This is a genomic window from Siminovitchia fortis, assembly GCF_007681465.1.
Taxonomy (GTDB): Bacteria; Bacillota; Bacilli; order Bacillales; family Bacillaceae_C; genus Siminovitchia; species Siminovitchia fortis.
Window position 1 is genome coordinate 21490 of sequence record NZ_VEKZ01000020.1, and the last position, 15568, is coordinate 37057.

General features: G+C 43.0%; 15 protein-coding genes. 1 reads left to right on the forward strand and 14 read right to left on the reverse strand.

The genetic code is table 11. The features are described 5' to 3' along the window. Positions 1–73: 73 nt before the first annotated feature. From FS666_RS08790 to FS666_RS08855, 14 genes are all read right to left on the reverse strand, one after another. Entirely contained in the window at positions 74–874 is an 801-nt protein-coding gene (locus FS666_RS08790; RefSeq protein WP_144460694.1) for an inositol monophosphatase family protein, read from the reverse strand. Positions 875–1062: 188 nt separating this feature from the next. Beyond that, the gene (locus tag FS666_RS08795) at positions 1063–1257 is read right to left on the reverse strand and encodes a YkzI domain-containing protein (RefSeq protein ID WP_120071760.1); all 195 of its coding nucleotides are present in this window, start codon (positions 1255–1257) and stop codon (positions 1063–1065) included. 206 nt (positions 1258–1463) lie between these two features. Next, a complete protein-coding gene (locus FS666_RS08800; protein WP_120071762.1) occupies positions 1464–1733 on the reverse strand; it encodes a UPF0223 family protein in 270 nt (89 codons plus the stop codon). Further along, the gene (locus tag FS666_RS08805) at positions 1733–2698 is read right to left on the reverse strand and encodes an NAD(P)H-dependent flavin oxidoreductase (protein WP_144460695.1); all 966 of its coding nucleotides are present in this window, start codon (positions 2696–2698) and stop codon (positions 1733–1735) included. Before FS666_RS08805 ends, FS666_RS08800 begins: the two co-directional genes overlap by 1 nt. 84 nt (positions 2699–2782) lie before the next feature. Continuing rightward, positions 2783–2950, reverse strand: coding sequence for a GapA-binding peptide SR1P (locus tag FS666_RS08810; protein WP_390614815.1), 168 nt, complete (start codon positions 2948–2950; stop codon positions 2783–2785). Positions 2951–3013: 63 nt separating this feature from the next. Then, positions 3014–3847, reverse strand: coding sequence for a polysaccharide deacetylase family protein (locus FS666_RS08815; RefSeq protein ID WP_144460696.1), 834 nt, complete (start codon positions 3845–3847; stop codon positions 3014–3016). Positions 3848–4136: 289 nt separating this feature from the next. After that, entirely contained in the window at positions 4137–4394 is a 258-nt protein-coding gene (locus FS666_RS08820) for a hypothetical protein (protein ID WP_120071768.1), read from the reverse strand. A 133-nt stretch (positions 4395–4527) separates the two neighbouring features. Continuing rightward, a complete protein-coding gene (gene lpdA / locus FS666_RS08825; RefSeq protein WP_120071770.1) occupies positions 4528–5937 on the reverse strand; it encodes a dihydrolipoyl dehydrogenase in 1410 nt (469 codons plus the stop codon). A 3-nt stretch (positions 5938–5940) separates the two neighbouring features. Continuing rightward, positions 5941–7290 (reverse strand): dihydrolipoamide acetyltransferase family protein, encoded by a 1350-nt coding sequence (locus FS666_RS08830; RefSeq protein WP_120071772.1) that lies wholly within the window; start codon positions 7288–7290, stop codon positions 5941–5943. Between the two features lie 68 nt (positions 7291–7358). Continuing rightward, positions 7359–8336: an alpha-ketoacid dehydrogenase subunit beta gene (locus FS666_RS08835; RefSeq protein ID WP_144460697.1), complete on the reverse strand. Its 978-nt coding sequence runs from the start codon at positions 8334–8336 to the stop codon at positions 7359–7361. Positions 8337–8339: 3 nt separating this feature from the next. Further along, positions 8340–9455 carry a pyruvate dehydrogenase (acetyl-transferring) E1 component subunit alpha gene (gene pdhA, locus FS666_RS08840; protein ID WP_144460708.1) on the reverse strand — a complete coding sequence of 372 codons (1116 nt, stop codon included), beginning with the start codon at positions 9453–9455 and terminating at the stop codon, positions 8340–8342. A gap of 469 nt (positions 9456–9924) precedes the next feature. After that, positions 9925–10566, reverse strand: coding sequence for a YkyA family protein (locus FS666_RS08845; protein ID WP_120071776.1), 642 nt, complete (start codon positions 10564–10566; stop codon positions 9925–9927). A 267-nt stretch (positions 10567–10833) separates the two neighbouring features. Beyond that, positions 10834–12147: an MFS transporter gene (locus FS666_RS08850; protein ID WP_120071778.1), complete on the reverse strand. Its 1314-nt coding sequence runs from the start codon at positions 12145–12147 to the stop codon at positions 10834–10836. Positions 12148–12336: 189 nt separating this feature from the next. Beyond that, a complete protein-coding gene (locus FS666_RS08855; protein WP_120071911.1) occupies positions 12337–13626 on the reverse strand; it encodes an ArgE/DapE family deacylase in 1290 nt (429 codons plus the stop codon). Positions 13627–14009: 383 nt separating this feature from the next. Between FS666_RS08855 and FS666_RS08860 the strand changes: the two genes are divergently transcribed. Further along, on the forward strand, positions 14010–15467 hold the full coding sequence (locus FS666_RS08860; protein WP_235870318.1) for a sigma-54 interaction domain-containing protein: 1458 nt from the start codon (positions 14010–14012) through the stop codon (positions 15465–15467). Positions 15468–15568 lie beyond the last annotated feature (101 nt).

Consider the following 15568-nt stretch of genomic DNA (forward strand, 5'->3'; position numbering starts at 1 on the left):
CATGGTTATATGATTACACGCCATTTTGGATTCATACAGAAACGGTCCAGCTGCCATAACTGGACCGTTTCTTCTATAAACCTTTTGATAAATATTTTTGAATGATTTTTTCATGGAGCCCCGGTTTTGCTACAACGATCGGATTTCTTTCCAAAATGTTCAGCGGCTCCCCTTTTAAATTTGTCACCTTCCCGCCAACTTCCTCAACAATGATTTTCCCCCCGGCGAAGTCCCACGGTGAAAGCCGCATCGTTATGTAGGCATCAAGCCTTCCGGTAGCAACAAATACAAACTCAAGTGCAGCGGAGCCGTACGATCGTGTTCCCCTTGCATCGTTTACAAGCGGTATCAGAGTCTCTCTGGGATCAATCAGCCTGTTGGAAACAAGCCACGTTGAATTGATCCCGATCAATGCTTTTTCTACAGGCACCTTTTCTAATGGCGGAAGCTTCTTATCATTCCAAAAGGCGCCTTCACCTGCTTTGGCATAATATAGCTCCTGATACACAACATCATATACATATCCTAATTTAGGGTTTCCATTTTCGTAAATTCCGATGGAGATCATGAAATTTCTCTGCTGGTGAACAAAATTGGTAGTGCCGTCGATTGGATCTATAATCCAAATGATCCCGGATAACCCGGCCGGGTCATCTCCAAAGCCTTCTTCGCCCAAAATATAGTGATCAGGAAATGCTTCCCTTATTTTTTTTGTGAAAAACTGTTCCGTTTCTTGATCTATATTTGTTACGAGATCATCCGGGTTCGATTTTGTCATGACTTCAGGTGCTGTTGCGAATGAAGAGACAATTCTTGTGCCCGCCTCCTGAAGCCATGCTTTGGCATATTTATCTATCAATGTCCAGTTTGCCATTGTCATCCTCCGATCAGTCTTTCCTTCTTCAATACCCAGCTTATTGAATATCCATTATCATTTCAAGTTTATAAGAAACAGGATCATTTTATACTATCCTGTCCGGCAACAAAAGACGAACCCCTTCATTTTAAAACATGAAGGGAGTTCGCCATTAGAATCAGTTATTATTTTCATCTGGATCAATATCACAATGCTTCCATCTTTATTAATTCAGAACGGATTCTTTCCAATTTGCGCTTTGCTTTTGTCTTCATATCTTCGTTATTTTCCTGCATTGCATCAAACAAAACAGCGAGTTCATAGTTTAATTCCAGGTGAAGGACAGCAAGTTTCTGTTTATCCACTGACTTCTTTCGATAAGCGTTGACGACTTGCTTCATTGACAAAACACTCCTTCCGGGATTAGTTTGCAAGTGCTTACCTTATCTCTATTCGCTTACTTTATCGTATGTTGCCGACTGATTGCCGGTAACAAAATTGTGCACTTACCCAGGATGTTGAATGAATGAGTTCCGCTTAATAATTTAGTACCCGTTTGTCGATAATATTAAACACATGATGCTTTCTGTCTAATGTTGGCTCCTTGCTATAAACGAATTGTTTCACCGGGGGCTGCCTGTTTCATTTTTTGGACAACATTATATGCCGAATAGCCGCTCACCTCTTCGAATTCATTACAAATGTTCTTTTCATCTGCTTTCCCCGGCACAATCTCTTTAAAACGCCGATACGCTTCTATCAGTGAGCTTTTTTCAATTCCTTTCTCATACGCCTTTTCTATTGATTGAAAAAAATGGATGACATCCACTATCTCTTCAGTCGACCAGAGATGGGATATCGGATATTGATAATCCATTAATGAACACTCCATTTCAAACGAATTTTTTCCGCTTCACTCATCATTGTTTGTATAAGCTCATCGACACTTAAAACTTCATGTATCAACCCTGCTGCCTGTCCTGCCCAGCCGAATCCCTGCTCCGGATTGCCTTCGTAAATATATTTTTTGTTGGCTGTTCCACTAATATACGGCTTCAGCTCTTCGTAGCCGGCACCCGCTTCTTCGAGTTCGATGATCTTTTTGGACCATGGGGTCGAGATTACACGCCCAGGAGCTTTAAGCGTTCTTTTGATAATTTCAGTATCTGTTTCGGATCCGTCAATTATTGCCTGCTTATATCGGTTTGAAGCATGAACGCATTCCTTTGTGGCTATGAACCTCGTTCCCATTTCTATTCCTTCCGCCCCGAGGCTCAATGCCGCCATAAGACCCCTGCCGTCCGCTATCCCGCCGGAAGCTATAACAGGAATTGTCACAGCGTCGACAACAGATGGAATGAGGACAAATGTGCCGGTATCATCCCTGCCGATATGCCCTCCACCCTCTTGGCCGACCACCATGACAGCATCTGCCCCCAGTTCTTCCGCCTTCACGGCCTGGCGCTTCGCTGCAACAAGGACAAGTTTTTTTACATTTACCCCTTCAAGTTCTTTAAAAAATCCGGATGGGTTTCCGCCTGTAACAGAAACCACTTCAACCTCTTCCTCAATCGCGGCTTCAAGCATATGTTCAAAGCGGCGCCCGTGCTGTCCGATCGCAAAATTAACCCCAAATGGTTTGTCGGTCATTGTTCTTGTTTTCCTTATTTCTTCTTTCAGTTCATCAACAGTTGAGAGCGACATGGCTGTTATTTGTCCCAAGCCGCCGGCATTGGAAACCGCAGACGCCAATTCAGAATAGGCCAGGTAAGCCAATCCGCCTTGTACAATCGGATACTTGATATTAAGTAAATCTGTCACTCTTGTTTTCCACTTTTCCATCCCTTAACCTCTCCCTTGTCGTTTTAATTGAAGCAGATTTTTAAAATAAAAGGAGCGCCCCGTCCGGGATGCTCCTCATTCCAGTTATTGTTCATCTGTTTTTTCATTGCATTCACAGCAGCAGGAATACAATTTTGTCACTTTGTCATCCTCAAAATAATCGATGGTTGCATTGCAATCCTGACAGATGATAATTCCCATCTTCTCCATCCCTTCCTGTGAAAAGGCTTGAAAATGATTCATTAAATTCATAATAATATAACACATCTTGATTATCAAGCCTAAATTGTATGACACATTTCACAGAATAAGAGGTTATTCAGTTTTTGTATCAATTAGAGCAGGGTCAAGGAGTTCATACCCTTTATCACGCAGACCGTCAACAATCCTTTCAAGGCCGTCATTCGTCCATTCACGGTCATGCATGAGCAAATTGGCCCCGTCCTGCAGCAGCGGTGTATCGACCATAATATGTGCGATGGCGTCACCTGTCATATACTCTTTCTCCCAGTCATAGCCATATGTCCAATTCATCAGCAGCATGTTCTCATCTTCGGCAATCTTCCTGCTGTAATCTGTATTCTTGCCGAAAGGAGCGCGAAAAAATTTCGGCTTTTCCCCTATTATTTTTTCAACTTTATCATTTACAGACAAAATCTCTTCCCCTTGTTTTTCCTCAGGAAGGGTTGTCAGGTCGCTATGCGAATATGTATGGTTTCCGATCATAAATCCAAGATCATGTATCTCTTTGATCACCGTTTCTTTTTCAGGAGAATCGATCAAATGGCCATTGACGAAAAAAATAGCCGGCGCGTTCAGCTTCTTCAAGGTTTTGGCCATTTCCAATGCATGTTCATCAGGCGCATCATCAATGGTTAATAGCACTACTTTAGGGTTTGCCTCTCCGATCGGCTCCAAAGCAAATGTGTTTTGATTCAATTTATATTCCGGTGAAGCGACGGCTTCCTCCTGTTTCGTGCTTTCTTCTTTTGGCTTGTCCTCTTCCTTATTCTCCGCCCCCTGCTTATGCTCGCGGGTTTCCTGTTTAGCTGCTTCATCTCCAGACTGCTTGTCCTCATGCGCCGCTTTCTCCGCACCGCAAGCAGCCAGAAGCAGAATTGCCGCTGTCATGGTGAAAAACTTCCTCATTATCTTCTCCTCTCAAATCAATCAAAATATGAATTTACTCTATTATAACTTTTCTGTCCTTTGATAGATATTGTAAAACCTTCACCGATTAAGAAAAGCGCAAGCGCCTTGCCCATCGACGTACAGACTGGAGTGCCTCCGACGAGATAAAGGAAACACGGCGAGGAACGAGCCGATGTTGACTTATCGTAGGAGGAGGTGCGAAGTCTGCTAGTCGGTAGGCGCTGGAGCTAGACAACAAAAGGCTTTGTTCAAAATTTTATAGCTAAAAAATCTTATGATTTCTTACTCAGTAAAAAAGCGCCGATCTGTATAACGTATTCAATAACAGATGAATCCCGGCATAAGCGCTCAAGCTTGCCACCGTAATAAAAATAGTAGTCCTATTTGATTTGACTATCATTCTTGCAAGCAAAAACGCAAGATAAAAGAACACGGAAAATAATATGGCCTTTGCAAGAATATGGTCACGCCCCGACAACCATTCCACAAGAGTGAAGCCGCTCCAGATCATCAATTGCAATATGAGTGCCACATATTTTTTCATTGACAGGTCACCAACTTTTAAGGATATAACAAGCACCCTGTTATTGATAATATGCACTCTCTGGGGCAAATTAAACCTTTTTATATGAAAAAACCCTTTGGAATTTGGAGTTCCAAAGGGTTTTTGAAAAACATTATTTCATGATATGAACAGGAGTTCCGAGAGCAACCTCTGCGGCTTCCATTGTCATTTCTCCGAGTGTCGGGTGAGCATGAATGGTCATAGCCACATCTTCTGCTGTCATGCCCGCTTCGATGGCAAGCCCGATTTCGGCAATCATATCGGAAGCATTGGCTCCTGCAATTTGCCCGCCAATGATCAATCCATCTTCTTTACGAGTGATCAGTTTTACGAAACCGTCTGTTTCATTGAGCGCCAGCGCACGGCCGTTTGCTGCAAATGGGAATCTGGCTGCTTCAATTTCAATTCCTTCATCTTTTGCCTGCTGTTCGGAATATCCGACTGAAGCCAATTCAGGCTCTGAAAAGACGACTGCCGGTATGCCGATATAATCGACTTCAGAGGATTGCCCTGCAATAACTTCCGCAGCAATTTTTCCTTCGTAGGAAGCTTTGTGTGCAAGCTTAGGCCCATCAACAATGTCACCGATCGCAAAAATGCTTGGAACATTGGATCTGCGCTGCTTGTCGACTTCAATAAGTCCTTTGTCATCGATTTTTACTCCGACCTGCTCCAGTCCAAGTTCGTCCGTGTTAGGCTTTCTTCCAACCGTCACCAGGACATAATCTGCCTCGACCGTCTGTTCCTCACCCTTAGCAGCATATGTCACTTTTACTCCCTCGTCTGTTTCTTCAACGCCTTTTGCTTCGGCGTTAGTAACAATATTTACATTTTTCTTTTTCAAGTTGCGTTTGACAAGCGCAGTCATTTGCTTTTCGAATCCGCCAAGAATATCCTTTGTGCCTTCAATGATCGTCACTTCCGTGCCAAAGTTTGCATAGGCAGATCCAAGTTCGACACCGATATATCCCCCGCCGATGACAACAAGACTTTTTGGAAGCTCATCAAGATTGATGGCTCCTGTTGAATCGAGCACGCGCTTTGAATATTTAAAGCCTGGAATCTCAACAGGACGAGATCCGGTCGCTATGATGGCATTTTTGAATGTGTATGTTTGTGCAGAGTTTTCATCCATCACACGAATGCTGTGTTCATCAACGAAATAAGCTTCTCCCTTGACAATGTCGACTTTATTTCCTTTTAAAAGCCCTTGGACACCGCCGGTCAGTTTGTTAACCACTCCGGATTTCCATTCTTGGACTTTTCCAAAGTCAAGTGTGACATTTTCCGCTTTGATTCCGATGTCTTCTGAGTTTTTGGCTTCGTGGAAACGGTGGGAAGCTGATATCAAAGCCTTTGAAGGAATGCATCCTACATTCAGGCAAACTCCTCCCAGTTCCCCTTTTTCAACAATCGTTACTTTTTGGCCTAACTGTGCTGCCCGAATGGCTGCCACATATCCGCCAGGCCCGGCACCAATTACAATCGTGTCTGTCTCAATTGGAAAATCACCTACTACCATACTTTACGCCTCCATTAGTAAAAGTTCGGGATCACTTAACAGCCTCTTGATGTGGTTTAATGCCTGTTGCGCAGTAGCGCCGTCAATAATCCGATGATCAAAGCTCAATGATAATGCTAACACAGGTGCGGCAACAATTTCACCATTTTTCACTATCGGTTTTTCCGCAATGCGGCCGATTCCGAGAATGGCTGTTTCCGGTTGATTGATGACAGGTGTAAACCATTGTCCTCCTGCAGATCCGATATTCGTGATTGTGCAGGAACCGCCGCTCATTTCATTCGGGCTCAATTTTCCTGTTCTTGCTTTATCTGCCAATTCATTGATTTCTTTGGAAATAGCAAAAACCGACTTGGAATCTGCCCGTTTTACGACCGGAACAAGCAAACCTCTTTCCGTATCAGCAGCAATTCCAATATTGTAGTAATGCTTTTGTATGATTTCCTCTTTTTCATCATCAACGGATGTATTCAATGCAGGGTATTCACGCAATGCACTTACCAAAGCCTTTACAACGTATGGAAGGTAAGTCAGTTTAATATCTTTTTCAGCTGCAATCCCCTTGAATTTCTTGCGGTGTGCAACAAGTGCAGTTACATCGACTTCATCCAGAAGGGTAACGTGCGGTGCGGTATGTTTGGAATTGACCATCGCCTTGGCGATCACCCTTCTGATACCGCTCATTTTCTCCCTTGTTTCCGGATAGTCGCCTTCCGGGACAACAGGAGCTTTTTTCTGTTGCTTCTCCTCTTGTTTCGGTGTTTCTTCTGCTTCGGGCGCTGATTCTTTTTCCGCCGGTGCATTTAAGTATTCATCAATGTCAGACTTTAAGATCCGTCCATTTTTTCCGGAACCGCTGACAGCCTGTATGTTCACGTTTTTCTCACGCGCATATTTTCTGACGGAAGGCATGGCAATGACCCTTTTGTCTGAAGCCTCTTCCTCTTTGGCTTCCGGCTGGTCTCCGGCTCCGGTTTTCTCCGCCTTTTCCTTTTGCTCGGCCTCTTCCTTTACTTCCTCTTTGTCGATATCTTGTCCTGATTCGGCTGTTGATTGCACGTCCGCTTCGGTTTCATCTTCGCCGTGGGCACCTTTAAATTGAAGGTCTTCATAGCCTGGTGCATCAAACTTGATCAGCACGTCGCCGACAACAGCCGTCTCGCCTTCTTGAACAAGAATTTCTTCAACCGTCCCGGCAACAGGTGATGGTATTTCAACCACTGCCTTATCATTTTGCACTTCACATAACACATCATCTTCTTCTACTTTTTTGCCCGGTTCCACGAACCATTTGACAATCTCGCCCTCATGGATTCCTTCACCGATGTCAGGGAGCCTAAATTGGAATGACAATGTATTTCACCCTCCTGTTATTCATATTTCGGATAGACCGTCGTAAACAGGCGCTTGCGCCTTTGTTTTTAAAATTCAAGCACTTTCTTTGCAGTTTCAATTATATCCTTGTGGTTCGGAAGCCAAACCGGTTCTGCCTGGGAGAAAGGATACACGGTATCCGGAGCTGTCACCCTGAGAACAGGCGCGTCCAAACTCAAAATGGCACGATCATTGATTTCCGCCACAACATTCGCTGCAATTCCTGCTTGTTTCTGCGCCTCCTGCACAACAATCGCCCGATTTGTTTTTTCAACTGATTTGATGATCGTTTCAATGTCAAGCGGGCTGATTGTGCGAAGATCAATGACCTCCACTGAATGTCCCTCTTTTTCAAGTGCCTCCGCCGCTTTGATGGAGTCATGCACCATCGCACCGTATGTGATGATCGACAAGTCTTTTCCTTCCTTTTTCACTTCTGCTTTTCCAAGCGGAATGGTGTATTCTTCTTCAGGGACCTCCTGCCTGAAGGAACGATACAACTTCATGTGCTCAAGGAAAATGACAGGGTCATTGTCACGGATGGCAGAGATCAACAAGCCTTTGGCGTCATAAGGAGTTGATGGAATGACCACTTTTAAACCGGGCTGCTGAGCCATTAACCCTTCCAGGCTGTCTGCATGCAGCTCAGGGGTATGAACACCGCCGCCAAAAGGTGAACGAATTGTAATCGGCGCATGATAAGAGCCGCCTGTACGGTAACGCCAGCGTGCCATTTGTCCGCTGATGGAGTCCATCGCTTCATAGACGAACCCGAAAAACTGGATTTCCGGAACCGGGCGGTAACCTTGAGTGGAAAGTCCGATGGCAAGGCCGCCAATACCGGATTCGGCTAAAGGAGTGTCAAATACACGTTCTTCCCCAAACTCTTTTTGCAACCCTTCCGTCGCACGGAAAACGCCGCCGTTTACCCCTACGTCTTCCCCAAACACAAGGACGTTTTCATCATTGCGCAGCTCGGTGCGAAGCGCATCCGTTATTGCTTGAATCATTGTCATTTGCGCCATGGCTTACTTCGACTCCTTCTCTTTATATATTTCATACTGCTCTTGCAGATTATATGGAAGCTCTTCAAACATGTTTGAAATCAAGTCTGTCACTTTCTGCTTCGGAGTATCATCAGCTTTCTTGATCGCCTCTTTGATTTCTTCTTTCGCCTTCTCTATCACTTCATTCTCTTTCTCTTCACTCCAAAGGCCTTTGCCTTCCAAATATATTCTGAAACGGACAATCGGGTCTTTCTTCTCCCATTCATTGTCTGTATCAGACGTACGGTAACGGGTCGGATCGTCCCCTGCCATCGTATGTGGGCCGTATCTGTAGCAGAGTGTTTCAATCAAGGACGGTCCTTCACCATTGATAGCGCGCTCCCTTGCTTCACGAACGACAGCATATACCGCCAGCGGGTCCATCCCGTCAACAAGAACTCCTGGAATGCCGGCAGCGACTGCCTTTTGGGCAATTGTTGCTGCAGCTGTCTGTTTTTCACGCGGAGTGGAGATGGCGAACTGGTTATTTTGAACAATGAAAACCGCAGGAGCACCAAATGCGCCGGCAAAGTTAATGCCTTCATAGAAATCACCCTGTGAAGAACCGCCATCACCTGTGTATGTAGCGGCCACCGCTTTCTTCCCTCGCTTCTTCAGCCCAAGAGCCACACCTGCTGTCTGGACGTATTGGGCGCCAATAATAATTTGAGGCGGAATCACATTGACATCCTCGGGAATCTGGTTTCCGGCAAAATGGCCTCTCGAAAACAAAAATGCTTTATATAAAGGAAGCCCGTGCCAAATAATTTGAGGCACATCTCTGTATCCGGGCAATATAAAGTCCTCTTTTTCAAGCGCAAAATGAGAAGCGATAGCTGACGCTTCCTGTCCCGCAGTAGGAGCGTAGAACCCCAGGCGTCCCTGACGGTTCAAGGAAATAGAGCGCTGGTCCAAAATACGCGTGTAAACCATCCGGCTCATAAGCTCCACCAGCTGCTCATCGGAAAGATCCGGCATCATTTTATCATTGATCACTTCACCTTTTTCATTTAAAACTTGTACCATTTCAAACTTTTCTTCAATGCTTTCCAGCGTTTTAACCGCATCAACTTGAGCTGCCTTCGCCTTTGAAGCCATCAAAACCACCAATCCTTCCTTTATTTTTTTGATTTTGGCTTTTATTCTTTTAGAGTACCCTAAACGGCATGTTCAACTAATGAAAAGGCCTATTCCTATATGTTTTCCACAAATGCTGTCCTAAAAACCAGCCGTATTTCTCAAATCCCAAACTGTATCAGTTATTTTTTTGCCGTTTTATAATACAATCATTTGTATATCTCGTTTTTTAGATTACATGACAACGCCCTTTAAGTCAAGGATTATAATATTAAAAGGCATACCACTTTTAACTTGGAAAGAGCCTTAACTATATCTGTATTATAAAAAGCGACATCACTGTTTCATATACAAAAGAAAAAGTTTAGGCGTGTTATACAACATATTCATTCTGGAAACCGCAGGCGCCTCCTTCAGCTGAGGGTATATAGTTCTTTTCTTTAAATGCAAAAAGGGAACGACACACTCGTTCCCCGTATTCAAAGCAGCGCTAATCATTGGTGATGCCTGCCTCTTTATAAAGTTTTTCTTTCTCTTCATTGAATTGATCTGTAAATTTATTGAACTGCTCACTTGCCTTCAGAACTTCTTCCTGTACGTTGTTGGCGGTCTCAATCTGAGCTTCCAGGTCTTCCAGCTTCAATTCTTTGTCTTTCATCATTTCATAAATCTTACGGTCTTCCTTGATTGCTTCCCTATAAGCTTTTACAAGCTGCTCATGGCTGTCGTAGCGCCGATTCATCAGCTTTTTCAGTTCTTTCGCTTTTCCCTTTAACTGATCATCCTTCAGTTTATCAATTAAATGATCGATGTTGTCGAATTCTTTTTTTGAAGCTGCCATCGCTTTTTCCTCTTTGGCTAAAAGTTCTTCGCGTTTATCTAAATTGGCAAGAGCCTTGTCGGATAGAGCAACGATTTCATCGAACTTTTTCATCCCCAGGTTCATGATTTCATCAAACAGTGATTTTTCTTCTTTTTCCAGTTTCATCAAAGGCTTTTGCTGTTTTTCAAAGTCTTTTTCCAAAACGACTGTCTCTTCAAGGCTCTTATGTATTTGCTCCTCCGGGGTCCCACATGCCGATAAGAGAGTTGCGGATGCAAGCAGTATTACAGCTAAATGACGTTTTTTCACCGGTATTCCTCCCATCGTTACGATAGTTTCTACTATAAAGGGAGAAACAGGAATTGACAACAGGCATTATCGAAAGGAGCTGATAAACGTGGCTTTAAGGAATGGAAGGTTTATATTTATCGTTCTTCAATTGGAATTTCAGGCACCCCGTTCCAGGAAAGCGAAAGGCTGCTACACATCATTGAAGGTAGCAGCCTTTTTTCCATTAAATATGACATTTTAGGATTTATATACTTAAGAAACAAACACAAGGACATACATCATTAATTAGCTAGCCATATCCGCATCCATATATTTAGCCTTTTTTAAGTTGGCAACGGCCACAATAGCAAGCAGAGAAGCAACAATAAGATAGATGCTGATAGGTGCTGTGCTATTAAAGGTATTTAATAAATACACACATAGCATAGGTGATATTCCTTGAACGGCAGCTGAAAGCTGATAACCCAGTGACGTTCCGCTATACCGAAGCTCGGCAGGGAAACACTCGGCAATTAATGCGGCTAAAGGACCATAGACTGTTCCAGCACCAATAATGGCAAGGCTCATCGCAAGAACAACTAAAAACGCGACCTTTGTATCAAAAAGCCAGAAGAATGGGAAGGCCATCAATACAGTTACAATAGCTCCTGCGTAAAATATAGATTTTCTATTGAACTTATCTGATAAATGAGCTGCGTAAAGGATGACAAGGATCTCAACTACTGATACCACCATAAGTGTATTCGTCAGAAACTGTTCTTCTATTTGCAATTGTTCTGACCCATAACTGATGGCAAAAGTAGTAAAGACGTAAAAAGGAACTCCTTGGGCTAAACTGGCCAGGATGACCAACAATATTGTTTTGGGGTATCTTTTAAATACATCCCGAACAGGTTGTTTTGATAGACGATTTTCTTTCTTCATTTTTGTAAATTGTGGAGAATCCGCTACACCACGACGAATGATAAAGCCGATGATAACAAGTATGATACTGACAAGAAAAGGAATCCTCCATCCCCAAACATGGAAACTATCCCCTGTTAAAAAAATCGTGAGGGAAACAACGCCTGACGATAAGAGCAGGGCAATAGGCGATGCAACTTGCGTCATACTTCCCATTAAACCTCTTTTTCCCTTAGGACTCCATTCAACAGAGAGGACGACCGACCCTCCCCATTCACCCCCGGCACCGAAGCCTTGGCAAAAGCGGAAAAACACCAACAAAATCGTTACAATAATACCCCCGGTTTGGTATGAAGGCAATAATCCGATTAGCATACTGGCTATTCCCATTAACAGAAGTGTTGTAACTAAAGTAGCTTTCCGTCCAATGCGGTCACCAAAGTAACCGAAAAAGGCAGCCCCAAGCGGACGGGCAGCAAATCCTACAAATAGTGCGGCGAATGATTGCAACAGCCCAACGTACGGATCATTACCCGGAAAAAACAATTTCGGAAAGACCAAAGCGGCCATTGTTCCAAAAAGAAAGAAATCATACCATTCAATTGTTGTTCCAACTAAGCTGGCAAGAGCGGCTCTTTTAGCCTGGCTGTTTCGCTGTTTTTCAGTTAAATTTTCGTGATTTATTTCAGTTGACATTTTTTCTTTTCACCATCTCTTTAGTTAAAATTCTTTAGCTGAATTATTACTTATCATTCCATAAATACCGATTACTAAAGGTCCCAATCTTATCCCTTGGATAAAATTCTTTCCATCCCTTTCTGCATCTTCGAAATGGACAAATCGGGAGATCACCCAGCCTTTTTCGCTCGGTTGCTCCCCGACCATCTAGTTACTATATCCACACCACTTAAGCAGAAATGCAGCGTACGTTTTTGTAACCGTTTTGACACTGTCAAGGTCAACCCACTCATTTGGCGCATGAAGCCCATCGCCTGTCGGTCCATAGCAAGTGGAAGGAATATCATAGTACAGGTTATAAAATCTCGCATCAGTCGTGGCTGTGAATGATCCAGTTTCCATTGGTTCTTCTACAACGGCCATATGAGCCTCGTTTAAAACATCGAAAAGCTCTTGATTCGGATCAATTGAAAACCCTTCCGCATGGAAGCCGTAAAATGAAATTTCCGGCGGATTTTCTCTTAACCACTCATCCTTTTTTGCAGCCGCCAACAAATAAGCCTTTAATTCGTCCTTTACATCCTGCGGTTTTACCCCCGGAGGAAATCCGACTCTTGCTTCAACAGTACATTCGGAAGGAACCGATGAAGGCCAATCTCCTGAATGGATTTTTCCAATATTGATGTTATACGGATGAGGGTGATCAGCAAAGTCCTTATGCCTTTCTCTGCTGTTCAGCTCTTTTTCATAATCCAAAAGGGCATTGATCATTTTATACCCTTCCATAATAGAGTTTACAGCTTTGTCAGCCCTTTCAGTATGTGCACCTAAACCTTTGACTTTCACCCTGACCCATATCACCCCAACTTGAGCGGTTAGTCCCTTTTGTCCAAGTACGGGCTCGGGAATAAGAGCTGCATCTGCTTTAAATCCTGCTTCTATCGCTGCAAGGGCACCATTTCCCGTACACTCTTCTTCTGTTACCGTTTTGATAATGACGTCTGATGAAAGCTTGATGCCTGCGTCGCGAACAGCTTTTAACGCAAAGATCATAGCAGCCACACCTGATTTCATGTCAGCAGTTCCACGGCCGTACATTTTATTGCCGACGATTTCAGCACCCCATGGATCATGTTCCCAAAACGAAACAGGTTCCGGACTGACAACGTCTATATGCCCCTGAAAGATCACGCTTTTTCCTTTCTTTTCACCTTCAGTGCGATACTCTCCGATGACAACCGGCCTATCCTCATATGACCAGTCGGAATCTGAATAACCGGGGTGCGAGGACAGCTTTTCGGGATCAGGGATCACTTTAGTTACATCCAAGCTCATTTCTTTTTCCAAAAAATCAGCAATAAAGTGCTGGACCGGTGCCTCATTGCCAAGAGTTGACGGGAATCGGCAAATCTTTTGCAAAAATGAGACTTCTTCATCCCACGATGTGTCTATCTGATTAAATATTTTTTGTAAAGTTAAGTCGGTTTCCGCTTTCATCACGTATGTCTTCTCCTTACCTTTGTAATCTTTCTTTCGGTTTGCAAATCGTAAAAATAATTCGAGCAATGCTGCTCCGCTATGGGCCATTGTGCTATGCTTTCTTTTTTAAAACCACATCTTGACTGTCTCTTCCCGGTGAGGAACTTTTTCGTTATTGATTAAACGTCACCTCCCGACTTTTTAGTATTGCAAGAAGCGTGCCAAATAAAACTTATTTATTGGACCTAATATTGGTCTGTTTCTCAAAAATCAATTGAAAATCTTGCACTAAAAAAGTACAATTTTAAAATAATCAACTCACCTGATTCGATATCAATTCGATTTTTTGTCGATATTTTTATATTAGATCATACTGAATCGAAATAGACTCTATTGGAGGAATGGAGGAAAAAGATTTGGAGAAGCTGTTTGAACTAAGCCATCAAAACCCGGCATTATTCGTTGACATCTTAGAATCCATTAAAGATGCAATCTTAATTACGGATCATGAAGGAACAACGCTTTGGTTGAATTCCGCAAGTGAAGAGATGCACGGCATTCCTAGAAATAAAATTACCGGTAGAAACGTAAGAGATCTGGAAAAGGAAGGTTTATTCGAACCTTCCGTATTGCGAATGACCCTTGAGGAAGGTAAAAATGTCAGTACTGTTCAAACCGTGGGCAATGGAAAAAAATATATTGCAACAGGGCATTTAGTAAAAAATAAAGATGGAAAGGTAATTGCTGCCGTCGCACATTTGCGCGATATTACGGACGCAGTAAAAAACACATCAAAACTCCAGGAAATTGAAGAGTTATTGGAAAAGTACAGTGCCCAAATTAGAAAGTTGACAAACATGCAAAAGAATAGCAATAGAGCTGAATATGTTAACTTTGGCGGGAAAAGCAAGAGCCGTGTGAGTGCCAGAAAAATTATCGAAAAAATTGCCGCTGTTGATACAACAGCTTTAATCGTAGGTGAGACGGGGACGGGCAAAAGCTTGACCGCAGAAAAGATTCATATGTTAAGCAAAAGAAAAAACGGACCTTTCATACAGATTAATTGTGCATCCTTACCAGACTCCCTCTTGGAATCCGAATTATTCGGTTATGAGAAAGGATCTTTTACAGGAGCAACTTCAAAAGGAAAACAGGGGTTGATTCAGGCAGCCGAAACTGGAACGTTATTTTTAGATGAGATCGGCGAGATGCCAATACACTTGCAGACAAAAATATTACATTTTCTTCAATCGAAAACATATATGCCGATCGGTGCAAGAGAGCCAAGATATGCAGATGTACGGATTATTGCAGCAACCAACAGGGATTTAGAAGGTATGCTTGCTGAAGGGACGTTTCGTTCGGATTTATTTTACCGATTGAATATACTGACAGTGAAGATGCCGGCTTTACGGGAAAGCCGCGATGATATCAAAGATTTGGCCATTTACTTTTTGGATCTGTACAATGGGAAATACAATAAAAGCAAACACTTCTCAGAGGGAGTGTTAAAAAACTTTTTGCAATATTCCTGGCCGGGAAATGTACGGGAGCTGGAAAATTTAATCGAACGCCTTGTGATATTATCAGAGGATAAAGTCATTGAGGAAAAGGACCTGCCTCAGAAAATGATCCGGCGGAATATGCTTTCAAGTTCACCATCTCATTCAAATCATGCAACAATGCCAGAAATACTGGAAGAAATGGAAAAAAAGATGATCATCGATGCTCTTGAAAAAGAAAACTCGACAAGAAAAGCGGCCAAATATTTAGGCGTTACACAATCGTTGCTCATGAGGAGAATTAGAAAATATAATATTCAGCTCGTAGTTGAGGCGAGCAAATCGTTTGTGAAATAACTTATCGCCTAAGGCAAAAAAGATTATTGTCAGCATACAATATAAGTGGCGCCATAGGCCGGAACATCTTGTTTGCAGGCACTATTTTTTTTGGTAAACTG